This is a genomic window from Saccharothrix sabaoui, assembly GCF_051756985.1.
GTDB lineage: Bacteria > Actinomycetota > Actinomycetes > Mycobacteriales > Pseudonocardiaceae > Actinosynnema.
Window position 1 is genome coordinate 12,608 of sequence record NZ_JBPKJK010000059.1, and the last position, 14,672, is coordinate 27,279.

Below are 14,672 nucleotides of genomic sequence, written 5' to 3' on the forward strand. Positions count from 1 at the left end.
CGTGCGTTCTGCGGGTGCGCACAACAGTGCCTCCCGCGTCACTGGGGTGAGGATGCGAATGACACTTGTCGAGCGGGACGAGGAGCTGGCCGCGCTGAGCCGGCTCTACGAGCGGTGCGCGCGGGGCCGGGGGCAGGCCGTGATCGTCAGCGGCGGCGTCGCGAGCGGGAAGACCGAACTGCTGCACGCCTTCGCCGAACAGGTGGTGCAGCGCGGCGCGGTGCTGCTGCCCGCCACCGGGTCGCGCGCCGAGCGCGACGTGTCCTTCGGCGTCCTCGGCCAGCTGTTCCGCAGCACCGCGCTCCCCGCGGCGGTCGGCGAACGGCTGCTCGACCTGCTGCGCGCCGCCGGCGCGGACGGCACCGCGACCGACCAGCCCGCCGGCGACGCGTCGACCATCGGCGCCGCCGACGCCCGGCTGCTCGACGAGGTGTGCACCACCCTGCTCGCGCTGGCCGCCGAGCAGGTCGTGGTGGTCGCCGTCGACGACGTCCAGTTCGTCGACGACGCCTCCCTGCGCGCGCTGCTCTACCTCCAGCGCCGGATGCGCTTCACCCGCACGCTGGTCGTGTTCACCGAGTGGGCCGTGCCCCGGCCGAGCCGGGCCGCGTTCCGCGCGGAGCTGACCCGCCAGCCCAACACCACCCGCCTCGTGCTCGACCCGCTGTCCCTCGACGGGGTCACCGAGCTGCTGGCCACCACCCTGGACCCGCGCACGGCCGCCGTGCTCGCCCCGGTCCACCACGCCATCAGCGGCGGCAACCCGCTGCTGGTCACCGCGCTCGTCGAGGACCACCGCGCGGCCGTCCGCGCGGGCGGCCCGCTCGACGCCGGCGAGATCACCGCGGGCCGCGAGTTCGGCCAGGGCGTGCTGGCGTGCCTGCACCGCTGGGGGCCGCCCGTGCTCCAGGCGGCGCGCGCGCTGGCCGTGCTGGGGGAGGGCCGGACCCCGACCCTGCTCGGCAAGCTGCTGGACACCACCTCCGACGCGGCGGCCCACGTCGTCGACGTGCTGGAGCTGGGCGGGCTGCTCGACGACGGCCGCTTCCGGCACCCCGTGGCCCGCGCCGCCGTGCTGGCGAGCCTCGCCCCCGCCGAGCGCGCCGAGCTGCACCTCAAGGCCGCCGAGCTGCTGCACCTCGACGGCGCCGCGCCCGCCGAGGTGGCCGGTCACCTGACCGGCGCCGACGCCCTGGGCGGCGGCGCGGTGGGCGCGTGGGGCGCCGACGTGCTGCGCAAGGCGGCGCAGGAGGACCTGGTCGCCAACCGGCTGGACGTGGCCGTGCGGCGGCTGGAGCTGGCGCTGCGCTGCACCGCCGACGACGCCGAGCGCGCCGACGTCACCACGCTGCTGCTGCGCGTGGAGTGGGTCCGCAACCCGTCCGCCGCCGCCGCGCACGTCCCGCCGCTGCTCGCCGCCCGCGACCGCGGCGCCCTGTCCCGCCGCAACCGCCTGCACCTGGCGGAGTTCCTGTTCTGGTACGGCCGGGTCGACGAGCTGGCCACGACGCTCGCCGACGTGGTCCCCCAGCAGGGCGGCGCGGCGGACGCCCAGCACGGCGGCGCGCGGGTGGGCTCGCTGTCGTTCCTGCACCCGGCGGTGCTCGTCGACCCGGCGGGACCGGGCCGGCCGAACCCCGACCTGCCCACCACGTCGGGCGTGCGGCCCGCGGAGCTGGCGGCCACCGCCGAGCGCATCCTCCAGAGCGGCCGGGTCGGCAGCTACACGTTCGGCACGCAGGCGTGCGCGCTGGCCGCGCTGGTCTACTTCGACCACGTCGACCTGGCCGCCCGGTGGTTCGAGGCGCTGCTGACCGACTCGGAGACCGCCGACACCCGGACCGCCGTGGTCGGCGCGCTGCGCGCGGAGGCGCTGTTCCGGCAGGGCGACCTGGCCGAGGCCACCCGCCAGGCCCGCACCTCCTTCGAGGCGCTGGCGCCGCAGAGCTGGGGCATCGCCATCGTCCTCCCGCTGGCGGTCGGCGTCGCCGCGCACACCGCCATGGGCCACCACGACGAGGCCGCCGCCCTGCTGCGCACCCCGGTGCCGGAAGCGGTGTTCCGCACCCAGCTCGGCCTGCTCTACCTGCACGCGCGGGGGCAGCACCTGCTGGCCACCGGCCGCGCGCTGGCCGCGCTCGCCGACTTCGACCGCTGCCGCGACCTGGCCGGGGCGTGGGACGTCGACCTGCCCGCCCCGGTGCCGTGGCGGGTGGGCGCGGCGCAGGCGCACCTGGCCCTGGGCGACCGGGAGGCCGCGCACGCCCTGGCCCGCCAGCAGCTGGAGCACCCGTCGCTCGGCGGCGACCGCGGCCGGGGCGTCGCGCTGCGGGTGCTCGCCGCCACCGTCCCGGCGCAGCGGCGGGTACCGGTCCTGCGCGAGTCGGTGGAGCTGCTCCAGGCGGCCGGCGACAAGTTCGAGCTGGCCCGCGCCCTGCTGGAGCTGAGCGACGCGCACAACGCCACCGGCGACTGCGAGACCGCGCGCACGATCGCCCGCCGCGCCGCGCAGATGGCCAAGGGCTGCCAGGCCGAACCGCTGACCCTGCGCCTCCAGCCCGTCCGCGACCTCGACCCGCCCGAGCAGTGGGACGAGCGGGTCGAGCACGCGGGCATGGCGTCCCTGAGCGGGGCCGAGCGGCGGGTCGCCGTGCTCGCCGCCCTCGGCCACACCAACCGGGAGATCGGGGTGAAGCTCTACATCTCGGTGAGCACCGTGGAGCAGCACCTCACCAAGGTCTACCGCAAGCTCAACGTGTCCAAGCGGACCGAGCTGCCGGTGCGGCTGCCGCGCCGGCACGCGGCCGGCCAGAAGTGAGCGCCCGGCGCCGTCATCCCCCGCAGTACCGCGCGATGCGGTCGATGACGGCGCCGGAGTGCTCGTTGAGGTAGAAGTGCCCGCCGGGGAACAGCTCCAGGTCGAAGTCGGCGGTGGTGTGGTCGGCCCACCGGCGCGCCTCGGCCTCGGTGACCTTCGGGTCGCTGTCCCCGATGAGCGCCCGGACCGGCGCGCGCACCTTCGGCCCGGACTCCCACCGGTAGGTCTCCGCGGCCTTGTAGTCGGCGCGGATCGCGGGCAGCACCATGCGCAGGATCTCCTCGTCCTGGAGCACGCCGCTGTCGGTGCCGTCGAGCTTGCGGATCTCGGCCAGCAGCGCGTCGTCGGCCAGCTCGTGCGCCCGCTCGACGCGGTGGGCGCTCGGCGCGCGGCGGCCCGAGACGAACAGCCCGTGCACCGGCGTGCCGGCCGCCTCCAGGCGCACCGCCAGCTCGAACGCCGTGCTCGCGCCGTAGCTGTGGCCGAACAGCGTCAGCGGGCGGTCCGCCAAGGGGCGCACCACGTCCACCAACCGGTCGGCCAGCTCGGTCACCGACTCCACGCACGGCTCGTGCCTGCGGTCCTGCCTGCCCGGGTACTGCACGGCCACCACGTCCACCGACCGCCGGGACAGCGCCCGGGAGACGGGGAAGTAGTAGCTGGCCGAACCGCCCGCGTGCGGCAGGCACACCAGCCGGTGCGGCGCGTCGGGCGCGGGGTGGAAGCGGCGCGTCCACAGGTCGGTGGCGGTGGTGCCCAAGACGATCCCCTCACTGGTGCCGGTCCCCCCTCCGTCAGAGGGGGATGTTGCCGTGGTGGCCCCGGCCCGCGGGGGCGGCGGCCAGCTCCTCGGCGACGCGCCGCCGAGTCTGCTCGGGCGCGATCACCTCGTCCACCACGCCCAGCTCCAGCGCGCGGTCCACGCCGCCCGACACCCGCCGCTGCTCGGCCACGAGCTCCTGGAGCAGGGCCGCGCGGTCCTCCTCGGGCACGGCGGCGAGCTTCTTGCGGTGCAGGATGCCCACGGCCGCCTCCGCGCCCATCACCGCGACCTCCGCGCCCGGCCAGGCGAACACCCGCGTCGCGCCGAGCGAACGGGAGTTCATCGCGATGTACGCGCCGCCGTACGACTTGCGGGTGATCACGGTGACCCGGGGCACGGTGGCCTCGGCGAACGCGTGCAGCAGCTTCGCGCCGCGCCGCACCACGCCGCCCCACTCCTGGCCCACGCCCGGCAGGTAGCCCGGCACGTCCACCAGCACCAGCAGCGGCACCCCGAAGCTGTCGCACAGCCGCACGAACCGCGCCGCCTTCTCCGCCGACAGCGAGTCCAGGCAGCCGCCCTTGCGCAGCGGGTTGTTCGCCACCACGCCGACCGCGCGCCCGGCCAACCGGCCGAACCCGATCACCACGTTCGGCGCCCACTTGGCCTGCAGCTCCTCGAACGCGCCGTCGTCGAGCAGGCTGCGCACCACCGGGTGCACGTCGTAGGCGCGGCGCGGCGAGTCGGGCAGCAGGTCGCCCGGCGACGGGCCGTCGACCACCTCGCGCGGCGTCGGCAGGCCCGGACCGCCCAGCAGGGCGGTGATCGCGCGGGTCCGCTCGAACGCCTCGGCCTCGGTGTCCGTGGTGACGTGCACGACGCCCGAGCGCCGGCCGTGCGCCTCCACCCCGCCCAGGTCGGCCATGTCGATCCGCTCGCCGGTCACCGAGCGCACCACCTCGGGCCCGGTGACGAACACCCGGCCCGCCTCGGACATGATCACCACGTCGGTGAGCGCCGGGCCGTAGGCGGCGGCTCCCGCGGCGGGACCGAGCACCACCGACAGCTGCGGCACCCGGCCCGAGGCGCGGGTCATCGCCGCGAACATCCGGCCCACGCCGTCCATCGACTCCACGCCGTCGGCGAGCTTCGCGCCACCGGAGTGCCACAGCCCGATCACCGGCGCGCGCAGCCGCACGGCCAGCTCGATGGCCTCCACGATCCGCGCCGCCTCGGCCGCGCCGAGCGCCCCGCCGCGGTTGGCCCCGTCGGTGCAGTAGGCCACCACCGGCACGCCCTCCACGCGACCGCGCGCCACGACGACCGCGCACGCCACCGGGTGCGGCACCACGTCCACCGAGCCGGGGTCGAGCAGCTTGGCCAGCCGCAGGTGCGGGTCACGCGGGTCGGGTTCCGGCAACGCGCCGTTCGCCGGCTGATCGGCCACAACCGTCATCGTCTCTCCCCTGGGCGATCCGTCAAAGGCGGGTCGATCATCGACGTTCCCAGCGCCGCCGGCCAGGCGACAACCCCTATGCCCTCCTAGCGGAAAAGGCTTGACCTGCGCCGATCGCCGTGGTTCCGAGCCGAGTGCCGGATGACCGGGCGCCGAACGGCGGCGACCCGGCTGCGCCGGAGGGCCCAGGGAGGGCCGAACCCCGGCCGGGGGACCGGAACACCGTGAGACCGCGCGGTTACCCGCGTCCCACGATCCGGTCGGGGGCCGCGCCGGACACGCCCTCCCCGATCGGGCAAGTGATCACCTGATCGGGCGTGGTGCGGTGTACGGACGGTCAGTCACCTGATCGAGCGGTTCAGGACGGGTTTGGCACCGGCCGATGTCTGGGTGGTCACCACCTTGCAGGTCCCCAACCAGGTTAGGAACACCGTGTCCCGACACCGCACGCGCGGACTCCTGCGTGCCGCAGCCCTGCTCGCCGCCGGCGCCTCGCCGCTGCTCGCACCCGTCGCGAACGCCGCCGAAGCCCCCCTCGACGTCGTCGACGACGCCGTCGGCCGCGCGCCCGCCGCCGGCCTCGACGTCGCGAAGCCGGCCACCGACCTGCTGGGCGGCCGGTCCGTCGCGCTGCCCGCCCCGGCCGCCGCCGCGCTGCCCGAGGTGAAGGCACCGCACGTGGCCGCGCCCGCCGGCGTCCAGCCCGCGTCCACGCCGAGCGTCCCGGCCAACGCGGACGCGCTCGTCACCGACGCCCTCACCGGCAGCGCCCTCACCGGCGGCGCCCTCGGCGTCGGCGGCCTCGCGCCCACCGGCCGCGCGCTGCCCACCGCGCCCGCCGTGCCCGGCGCGGAGCAGCTCGTGCAGTCCGGCGAGGCGCCGCACGTGCCCGCCCTCGGCGGTCTGCCGGTCCAGGCGCCGCAGCTGCCCTAGCGGGTGTCGGGAACGGGCGGCCCGTCGTCGGGCCGCCCCGGGCGGGACGGCCGGGTGTCCCGCCCGCCCGGCTCCCGGACCGCGTCCAGGTCGTGCACGAGCAGTGCCACGTACAGCGAGAGCACCGACTCCGGGTCCTCCAGCGACACGCCGAGCACCTGTTCGATGCGCGCGAGCTGCTGGTAGTACGCGGTGCGGGAGAGGTGGGCCGCCGCCGCGGCGGCGGACTTGTTGCCGCCGTTCTCGCAGAAGCACCGCAGCAGCTCCACCAAGCGGCTGCCCTGGTTGCCGTCGCGCGACAGCAGCGGCCCCAGCTCGCGGTCCGCGAACGCCCGCACCCGCTCGTCCTCGCGCAGCAGGTGCAGCAGCCCGCGCAGCCGCACGTCGTCCAACCGGTGGTAGAGCCTCGACCCCGGTGAGCGCAGCGCCGCACCCGCCACGTGCGCGGCCTCGCCCAGCGACCGCCGCACGTCCGCCAGCCCCGTCACGGTCGTCCCCACGGCGACCACGACGGGCAGGGCGTGCGGCGTGGCCGCCGCCGTCCGGTGCACCTCCCGCGCCAACCGCCGCAGCACGCCGTCCAACCCGGTCTGCGGCGGCACCGAGAGCAACGCCCGCACACTCGTGTCGTCCACCACCCCGACCAGTGCGGGCACCGTCACTCGCCGAGCCGCCAGCGCCGTCGCCTCGGCGAGGTCCCTCAGCACCTCCTGCGTGGCCAGCGCCTGCGCGGGCGCGGTCGCCGCGCCCGGCCGGATCGCCACGCCGACGAGCTGCCGCCGGTCCAGCGGCACGCCCAGCGCCGCGGCCCGCGCCGGCAGGTCGTGCGGCGGCTGCCCGAGCAGCTGGGTGAGCAGCGTCCGGTGCGTCTGCCGCTCCAGCGACTCGCGGTCGCGCGCCACGAGCCGGTGCACGGCCAGCGCCGACGCGGCCCGCTCGGCGACCACGACCTGCCGGTGCGGCGGGGCCTCGGGCGTGACCACCACCAGCCGCCCCCAGTCCGCGCCCCGCGCGCCGACCACGGTCACCAGCCAGCCCGCCTGCTCGTGGTAGGCGGTCCGCTCGGCCACGGTGACCGCACGGGACCGCCCGCCCCAGTCGGCGAGCAGCGCCGTCGGGTCCTGCCCGGCCGCGTCGTAGGCCAGCACCTCGTGCCCCAGGTTCTCCAGCACCACGGGCAGCCCGGACGTGCGCGCCACCTCCCGCAGCACCTCGGCCGGTTCGGCGCCCGCCACGGTGAGCGCGGTGAACGTCTCGTGCACCTGCTCGGCGGCCCGCAGCTCGGCGAGCTGGGCGTCCACGATCAGCGACACCACGGCCTCGGTCACGGCCACGAACCGCGTCTCGCGGGCGAGCGCCACCAGGGGTATCCCGTGCCGCTCGGCGGCGGCGACCAGCGCACCCGGCACCTCGTCGCTCCACCGCCGCACCAGCTCCACGACCAGCCCGGACACGCCCACCGCGGCCAGGTCGTCCACGTACCTGGTGAGCCCCTCGACGTCCCCGGGCAGCGCGATGCCGGTGGTCAGCACCAGCTCGCCGCCGCGCAGCAGGTGGGCGATGTCGGCGATCTCCGCGGCGTGCACCCAGCGCACCCGCCGCCCCATCCCGGCGGCGCCCGCGACCACCGCCGGGCGCCCGCGGCGGACCACCGGGAGGGCGAGCGCTTCGGCGACCGTGGGGTACATGGACACAACGTAATGGGCGTTCCGCCAAAGCGGTACAGGTTGTGCATGGCGGCCCCCGCGCGTGCCCAGCAGACTCCGGTGCAGGGAGTTCGGCGACGACGACCGGAGGACGCGATGGCACACGAGGAGTTGTTGGCCAGGCACCGCGCCGTGATGCCCGCCTGGATGGCGCTCTACTACGAGCGGCCGATCGAGCTGGCGAGCGCGTCCGGGCGGCGCGTGACCGACCGCGAGGGCCGCACGTACCTCGACTTCTTCGCCGGCATCCTGACCAACGCGGTCGGCTACGACGTCGCCGAGATCTCCGACGCGGTCCGGGCCCAGCTCGACACCGGCGTGCTGCACAGCTCGACGCTCTACCTGATCCGGTCGCAGGTGGAGCTGGCCGAGCGGGTCGCGGAGCTGTCCGGCATCCCGGACGCCAAGGTCTTCTTCACCAACTCCGGCACCGAGGCCAACGAGACGGCGCTCATGCTGGCCACCCGGTACCGGCGCAGCGACCAGGTCCTCGCGCTGCGCAACTCCTACCACGGCCGGGCGTTCGCCACCGTCGCGATCACCGGCAACCGGGCCTGGTCGGCGTCCTCGCTGAGCCCGGTGAAGGTCGGCTGGGTGCACGGCGGCTACCGGTTCCGCAGCCCGTTCAAGGACCTGTCGGACGCCGACTACGTCAAGGCGTGCGTGGCGGACCTGCGCGAGGTGCTGGAGACGGCGACCTCGGGCGACGTGGCGTGCATGGTGGTGGAGCCGATCCAGGGCGTCGGCGGGTTCTCGCTGCCCCCGGACGGGTTGTTCGCCGCGTTCAAGGAGGTGCTCGACGAGCACGGCATCCTGCTGGTCTCGGACGAGGTGCAGACCGGCTGGGGCCGCACCGGCGAGCACTTCTGGGGCATCCAGGCGCACGGCGTGGTGCCGGACGCGATGACGTTCGCCAAGGGCCTGGGCAACGGGCTGGCGATCGGCGGCGTGGTGGCGCGCGGTGACCTGATGGACTGCCTCGGGGCCAACTCGATCTCCACGTTCGGCGGCAACCCGGTGTCCACCGCGGGCGCCCTCGCCACCCTGGACTACCTGCTGGACCACGACCTCCAGGCCAACGCGGCCAAGCTCGGCGCGCGGCTGATCGACGGGCTGCGGCACGTCGCGGAGGACCGGCCCGCCGTGGGCGACGTGCGCGGCAAGGGGCTGATGGTGGGCGTGGAGCTGGTCGGCCCGGCCGGCGAGCCGGACGCGGCGAAGGCGGTGGCCGTGCTGGAGGGCGCGCGGGAACGCGGCCTGCTGGTCGGCAAGGGAGGGCTGTACGGCAACGTCATCCGGCTCGCGCCGCCGATGACGGTGACCGAGGACGAGGTCGAAGAGGCGCTGGGCATCCTGGAGGCCGTGCTGTGAGCACCGTGCGCATCACCCACTGGATCGGCGGCAAGCCGTGGCACGGCGACAGCGCGCGCTCGGGCGAGGTGTTCGACCCGGCGACCGGGCGGGTGGCGGCCCGCGTCGACCTCGCCGACGAGTCCACTGTGGATGAAGCGGTGGCGACCGCGCGCGAGGCGTTCACCCGGTGGCGCGGCGCGTCCCTCGCGCAGCGGTCCACCGTCATGTTCGCGTTCCGCGAGCTGCTCAACGCCCGCAAGGGCGACCTGGCCGCGATCGTGACCGCCGAGCACGGCAAGGTGCTGTCCGACGCGGCGGGCGAGGTGCAGCGCGCGCTGGAGGCGGTGGAGTTCGCCTGCGGCATCCCGCACCTGCTCAAGGGCGGGTTCAGCGAGAACGCCTCCGGCAAGGTCGACGTGTGGTCGCTCCAGCAGCCGCTGGGCGTGGTGGGCGTCGTCTCGCCGTTCAACTTCCCGGCCATGGTGCCGCTGTGGTTCGTGCCCAACGCCATCGCCTGCGGCAACACCGTGGTGCTCAAGCCGTCGGAGAAGGACCCGTCGGCGGCGAACTTCGTCGCGGCGCTGTTCGCCGAGGCCGGGCTGCCCGACGGCGTGCTGAACGTGGTGCACGGCGACAAGCCCGCCGTGGACCGGCTGCTGGAGCACCCGGACGTGAAGGCGATCTCGTTCGTCGGGTCCACGCCGGTCGCGAAGCACGTCTACGAGACCGGCACGCGGCACGGCAAGCGGGTGCAGGCGCTGGGCGGGGCCAAGAACCACATGGTCGTGCTGCCCGACGCCGACCTCGACCTGGCGGCGGACGCGGCGGTGTCGGCCGGGTTCGGCTCGGCGGGGGAGCGGTGCATGGCGATCTCGGTCGTCGTCGCCGTCGACCCGGTGGGCGACGAGCTGGTGTCGAAGGTGGCGGACCGCATCCGGGACCTCAAGGTCGGCGACGGCCGCCGCCCCGGCTGCGAGATGGGGCCGCTCGTCACCGGCGCGCACCGCGACCGTGTGCTGTCCTACGTGGACGGTGGGCGGGCCGCGGGCGCCTCGCTGGTGGTGGACGGCAGGGCGCACGCGGTCGACGGCGAGGCGGACGGGTTCTGGCTCGGGCCGACGCTGTTCGACCACGTGGGCGTGGACACGGCGCTGTACCGGGACGAGATCTTCGGGCCGGTGCTGTCCGTGCTGCGGGTGGCGACCTACGACGACGCGCTGGAACTGGTCAACGCCAACCCGTACGGCAACGGCGCGGCGATCTTCACCCACGACGGCGGCGCGGCGCGGCGGTTCCAGCACGAGGTCGAGGTGGGCATGGTCGGCGTGAACGTGCCCATCCCGGTGCCGGTGGCGTACTACTCGTTCGGCGGGTGGAAGGACTCCCTGTTCGGCGACTCGCACGCCTACGGCCCGGAGGGCGTCCACTTCTTCACCCGGACGAAGGTCGTCACCGGCCGCTGGCCCGACCCGGCGCACGGCGGCGTGAACCTGGGGTTCCCGCAGAACACGTGAACCGCCGACCCGCCCGTCCCGCGCGACGGGCGGGTCACCGCGCCTGCGCCCGCGCCGCCTCCGGCAGCGGGTCGTAGCGGCTGAACCGGCGGGTGTACGTGCCGGTGCCCGAGGTCAGGGAGCGCAGCTCCACGGCGTAGCGCAGCAGCTCGGTCACCGGCACCTCGGCCCGCACCACGGTGCGGCCCGGCGCCTCGGCCTCGGTGCCCAGGACCCGGCCGCGCCGGCCCGACAGGTCGCCCAGCACGGTGCCCAGGTGCTCGTCGGGCAGCCGCACGACCACCTCGTCGAGCGGTTCCAGCAGGCAGGTGCGGCCGTTCGCGGCGGCGTCCTTCAGCGCCAGCGACCCCGCCGTCTGGAAGGCCGCGTCGGAGGAGTCGACCGAGTGCGCCTTGCCGTCGACCAGGGTGACGCGGACGTCGACCACCGGGTGCTCGCCCTGCAGGCCGCGCGCCAGCTGCGCCCGCACGCCCTTCTCCACGCTCGGGATGAACTGGTGGGGCACCGCGCCGCCGACGGTCCGGTCCGCGAACTCGAAGCCCGACCCGCGCGGCAGCGGCTCCACCACGATGTCGCACACCGCGTACTGGCCGTGGCCGCCGGACTGCTTCACGTGCCGGCCGTGCCCCTTGGCCTGCGCGGAGAACGTCTCGCGCAGCGCCACCCGCACCGGTTCGGTGTCGACCTCCGCGCCGCCGGCGCGCAGCCGGGCCAGCACGACGTCCGCGTGCGCCTCGCCCATGCACCACAGCACCAGCTGGTGGGTCTCGGCGTTGCGCTCCAGCCGCAGCGTCGGGTCGCCCGCGACGAGCTTGCCGAGGTTGCGGGCCAGGTTGTCCTCGTCGCTGCGGCTGCGCGGCACGACCGCCACGGGCAGCAGCGGTTCCGGCATCTCCCACGGCGCCACGAGCAGCGGGAGCTCCGGCGCGGACACCGTGTCGCCGGTCTCCGCCGAGCCGAGCTTGGTCAGCGCGCACAGGTCGCCCGCCACGCAGTACGGCACCTCGCGCAGGGTCGCCCCCAGCGGCGAGTACACGTGCGCCACGCGCTCGTCGGCGTCGTGGTCCTCGTGCCCGCGGTCGGCCATGCCGTGCCCGGACACGTGCACCGGGCGTTCGGGGCGCAGCGTCCCGGAGAACACCCGCACCAGCGACACCCGGCCCACGTACGAGTCGACCGCGGTGCGCACGACCTCGGCGACCAGCGGCCCGTCCGGGTCGGCCTCGATGCGCGGGTGCGGGACGCCGTCCACCCCGGTCACCTCGGGCAGCGGGTGCTCCAGCGGCGAGGGGAACGCGCGGGCGATGCCGTCGAGCAGCTCGGGCAGCCCCGACCCCGTCATCGAGCACACCGGCAGCACCGGGTGGAACGACCCGCGCGCCACCGCGGTCTCCAGGTCGGCGACCAGCGTCGCCTGGTCGACGTCCTCGCCGCCCAGGTAGCGGTCCATCAGGGTCTCGTCCTCGCTCTCCGCGATGATCCCCTCGATGAGCGCGTTGCGCTGCTCCTCGTGGGCGGGGTCGTCGGTGGTGAGCAGGTTGACCAGCGCGTCGCCCTCGCCGGGCAGGTACAGCGGCACCACGCCCGCGCCGAACGCGGCCTGGCAGGAGGCGATCCCGGCGAGCACGTCGGCCCGCTGGTGGTCGCACCGCGCGATCACCACGGCGCGCGGCATGCCGACGGCCGCGCACTCCTCCCACAGGGCCGTGGTGGAGGCGTCCACGCCCTCCGACGCGCTCACCACGAACAGCGCCGCGTCGGCGGCGCGCAGCCCGGCGCGCAGCTCGCCCACGAAGTCGGCGTAGCCGGGGGTGTCGATCAGGTTGATCTTGACGTCGCCGTGCCGGACGGGCGCGACGGAGAGGCCGACCGACCGCTGCTGGCGGACCGCCGCCGGGTCGTGGTCGCACACGGTGTTGCCCTCGGTCACCGACCCCGGGCGGGTGAGGACGCCGGTGCCGGCGAGCAGGGCCTCGGTGAGCGTCGTCTTGCCGGAACCGGAGGGGCCGACCAGCACGACGTTGCGGACCTTGGCCGGGTCGTCCACAGCGACCGCGGCTGCCGAGGGGCTGTTGTCGGAGTGCTTGTTGCCCATGGGACCGACCTCCACAAGTCTTTGGTGTCCGATCTCACACCCGCGTGACTTCGGGGACAACCCCAAGCGGGCCGGTTCGACCCGGCAGGAGGAACGCGGAGGGTGGTCACCCGGTACCCGCGGCCGGCACCGCCCGGCGGAGGAGGTGCCGAAGGGTGGCGCACGCCACCACCTGCGCGGAAAGGACGAGTGGCCTGGTGAGAACGTGCCGGATTGGCCTGCTTCGGCGGTCCACGTGGGCCTTACCATGGGTGGCGCACCCCCACTACTCCGAAAGGTTGGCCGTGACCACTTCACCCGACGCCGGCACCCAGGTCACCGGTACTTCCCGCGTCAAGCGGGGCATGGCGGAGATGCTCAAGGGCGGCGTGATCATGGACGTGGTCACCGCGGAGCAGGCCAAGATCGCCGAGGACGCCGGCGCCGTCGCCGTCATGGCGCTGGAGCGCGTGCCCGCCGACATCCGCGCGCAGGGCGGCGTGTCCCGGATGAGCGACCCGGACATGATCGACGGCATCATCGAGGCCGTGTCCATCCCGGTGATGGCCAAGGCCCGCATCGGCCACTTCGTCGAGGCCCAGGTGCTCCAGGCGCTCGGCGTGGACTACGTGGACGAGTCCGAGGTGCTGACCCCGGCCGACTACGCCAACCACATCGACAAGTGGCAGTTCACCGTGCCGTTCGTGTGCGGCGCGACCAACCTGGGCGAGGCGCTGCGCCGCATCACCGAGGGCGCGGCGATGATCCGCTCCAAGGGCGAGGCCGGCACCGGTGACGTCTCCAACGCCACCACGCACATGCGCAAGATCCGCGCCGAGATCCTGCGGTTGCAGAACCTGCCCGCCGACGAGCTGTACGTCGCGGCGAAGGAGCTCCAGGCGCCCTACGAGCTGGTCCGCGAGGTCGCCGAGGCCGGCAAGCTGCCGGTCGTGCTGTTCACCGCGGGCGGCATCGCCACCCCGGCGGACGCGGCGATGATGATGCAGCTCGGCGCCGAGGGCGTGTTCGTGGGCTCCGGCATCTTCAAGTCGGGCAACCCGGCGCAGCGGGCCGAGGCCATCGTGAAGGCCACGACGTTCTACGACGACCCGGACGTGCTGGCCAAGGTGTCGCGCGGCCTGGGCGAGGCCATGGTCGGCATCAACGTCGACGAGATCCCGCAGCCGCACCGCCTGGCCGAGCGCGGCTGGTAACGCCCTTCCCGGGTGCGGCTCGCCGGTGTGCACCCCGGCGGGCCGCTCCTCGCGCCGTCAGGAGACCGGGTAGACCTCGATGTCCACCTGGTGACCGTTGGAGCCGAGCACCTTCGCGTCGCAGGTGACGAACGGGACCTTCAGGTGTTCGGCGAGCGCCAGGTAGAACGCGTCGTTCGTGAACACCGACTGGCGCAGCGCCCAGGCCCGGTCGGCGAGCGGCCGGAGGGGGACGCGCTCCACGGGCGCGGTGCGGATGTGGTGGAACGCGCGCGTCGCCTGCTCGCTCGACAGCAGTTCCCTGCGCTCCAGGCGGCGGAGGACGCTGATCGCCTCCGCGTCCAGCAGGGCCGGCGCCAACTGGACCGAGTTCACCAGCCTGTGCAGCAGTGCCCGGTCCGGGGCCTTGGCGGCGACGACCTCCAGCAACGCCGAGCTGTCCACCACGATGGTGTCGGTCACAGGTCGTCCCCCTCTTCGCGCACCTCGCGGACCACCTGCTGGAGCACCGCGCTGTCGACGCCCCAATCCCGGTCGACGGCGGACGACACCCACTCCTCCGCGGTCGGCCTGTCCGCCAGTTCGACGAGGTGGTTGCGGATGTAGGAGGTGAGCGACATGCCGCGCTTGTTGGCCCGCGCCTGGAGCGTGTCCACCACTTCGGCGGGGACGGCGCGGATGTGGACGGGCCTCGTGTCACGCTCGCTCATGTCGTCGACGATAGGCGGTGCGGTTGCTGTTTGCATGCAAGATCCATCGGCGGGGTGTCCGACCCGCTTGATCGCTCGAACGCGTGTGCTACGCACCACTCTTGACCAGCGGTATCAATTCCACGTTCGGG

Annotated in this window: 11 protein-coding genes; 5 read left to right on the plus strand and 6 right to left on the minus strand. The window is 74.8% G+C overall.

Going from position 1 to position 14,672, the window contains the following annotated elements; all coding sequences use genetic code 11:
* Nucleotides 1–58 precede the first annotated feature (58 nt).
* Complete coding sequence (locus ACR807_RS19835) at nt 59–2,818, plus strand: AAA family ATPase (protein ID WP_438922836.1); 2,760 nt, start codon at nt 59–61, stop codon at nt 2,816–2,818.
* A 13-nt stretch (nt 2,819–2,831) separates the two neighbouring features.
* Here ACR807_RS19835 and ACR807_RS19840 read toward each other — a convergent pair whose 3' ends face one another.
* Both ACR807_RS19840 and ACR807_RS19845 read right to left on the minus strand, forming a co-directional pair.
* Nucleotides 2,832–3,578 carry a thioesterase II family protein gene (locus ACR807_RS19840; RefSeq protein ID WP_438922837.1) on the minus strand — a complete coding sequence of 249 codons (747 nt, stop codon included), beginning with the start codon at nt 3,576–3,578 and terminating at the stop codon, nt 2,832–2,834.
* A 34-nt stretch (nt 3,579–3,612) separates the two neighbouring features.
* Nucleotides 3,613–5,037, minus strand: a complete 1,425-nt coding sequence (locus ACR807_RS19845; RefSeq protein WP_438922838.1) for an acyl-CoA carboxylase subunit beta — start codon at nt 5,035–5,037, stop codon at nt 3,613–3,615.
* Nucleotides 5,038–5,469: 432 nt separating this feature from the next.
* On the opposite strand from ACR807_RS19845, the gene ACR807_RS19850 reads away from it, so the two are divergent.
* The gene (locus tag ACR807_RS19850; protein ID WP_438922839.1) at nt 5,470–5,970 is read left to right on the plus strand and encodes a hypothetical protein; all 501 of its coding nucleotides are present in this window, start codon (nt 5,470–5,472) and stop codon (nt 5,968–5,970) included.
* Here ACR807_RS19850 and ACR807_RS19855 read toward each other — a convergent pair.
* The gene (locus ACR807_RS19855) at nt 5,967–7,658 is read right to left on the minus strand and encodes a PucR family transcriptional regulator (protein WP_438922840.1); all 1,692 of its coding nucleotides are present in this window, start codon (nt 7,656–7,658) and stop codon (nt 5,967–5,969) included. The two genes, ACR807_RS19850 and ACR807_RS19855, sit on opposite strands and share 4 nt — an antisense overlap.
* A gap of 114 nt (nt 7,659–7,772) precedes the next feature.
* Here ACR807_RS19855 and ACR807_RS19860 point away from each other — a divergent pair, with 114 nt between their 5' ends.
* The gene (locus ACR807_RS19860) at nt 7,773–9,047 is read left to right on the plus strand and encodes an aspartate aminotransferase family protein (RefSeq protein ID WP_438922841.1); all 1,275 of its coding nucleotides are present in this window, start codon (nt 7,773–7,775) and stop codon (nt 9,045–9,047) included.
* Entirely contained in the window at nt 9,044–10,543 is a 1,500-nt protein-coding gene (locus ACR807_RS19865) for a CoA-acylating methylmalonate-semialdehyde dehydrogenase (RefSeq protein WP_438922842.1), read from the plus strand. Before ACR807_RS19860 ends, ACR807_RS19865 begins: the two co-directional genes overlap by 4 nt.
* A gap of 34 nt (nt 10,544–10,577) precedes the next feature.
* On the opposite strand, the gene ACR807_RS19870 is transcribed toward ACR807_RS19865, so the two are convergent.
* The gene (locus ACR807_RS19870) at nt 10,578–12,638 is read right to left on the minus strand and encodes an elongation factor G-like protein EF-G2 (RefSeq protein WP_438922843.1); all 2,061 of its coding nucleotides are present in this window, start codon (nt 12,636–12,638) and stop codon (nt 10,578–10,580) included.
* A 284-nt stretch (nt 12,639–12,922) separates the two neighbouring features.
* Between ACR807_RS19870 and pdxS the strand changes: the two genes are divergently transcribed.
* Nucleotides 12,923–13,831, plus strand: coding sequence for a pyridoxal 5'-phosphate synthase lyase subunit PdxS (pdxS, locus tag ACR807_RS19875; protein ID WP_438922844.1), 909 nt, complete (start codon nt 12,923–12,925; stop codon nt 13,829–13,831).
* Between the two features lie 57 nt (nt 13,832–13,888).
* On the opposite strand, the gene ACR807_RS19880 is transcribed toward pdxS, so the two are convergent.
* Both ACR807_RS19880 and ACR807_RS19885 read right to left on the minus strand, forming a co-directional pair.
* Entirely contained in the window at nt 13,889–14,293 is a 405-nt protein-coding gene (locus ACR807_RS19880; protein ID WP_438922845.1) for a type II toxin-antitoxin system VapC family toxin, read from the minus strand.
* Nucleotides 14,290–14,541, minus strand: a complete 252-nt coding sequence (locus ACR807_RS19885; RefSeq protein WP_438922846.1) for a hypothetical protein — start codon at nt 14,539–14,541, stop codon at nt 14,290–14,292. Before ACR807_RS19885 ends, ACR807_RS19880 begins: the two co-directional genes overlap by 4 nt.
* Nucleotides 14,542–14,672: the final 131 nt, after the last annotated feature.

Bases quoted from the DNA above. Each gene is read 5' to 3' on its own strand.
- ACR807_RS19835 (WP_438922836.1), top strand. From the start codon at position 59: ATGACACTTGTCGAGCGGGACGAGGAGCTGGCCGCGCTGAGCCGGCTC.
- ACR807_RS19845 (WP_438922838.1), bottom strand. From the start codon at position 5,037: ATGACGGTTGTGGCCGATCAGCCGGCGAACGGCGCGTTGCCGGAACCC.
- ACR807_RS19855 (WP_438922840.1), bottom strand. From the start codon at position 7,658: ATGTACCCCACGGTCGCCGAAGCGCTCGCCCTCCCGGTGGTCCGCCGC.
- ACR807_RS19860 (WP_438922841.1), top strand. From the start codon at position 7,773: ATGGCACACGAGGAGTTGTTGGCCAGGCACCGCGCCGTGATGCCCGCC.
- ACR807_RS19870 (WP_438922843.1), bottom strand. From the start codon at position 12,638: ATGGGCAACAAGCACTCCGACAACAGCCCCTCGGCAGCCGCGGTCGCT.
- ACR807_RS19885 (WP_438922846.1), bottom strand. From the start codon at position 14,541: ATGAGCGAGCGTGACACGAGGCCCGTCCACATCCGCGCCGTCCCCGCC.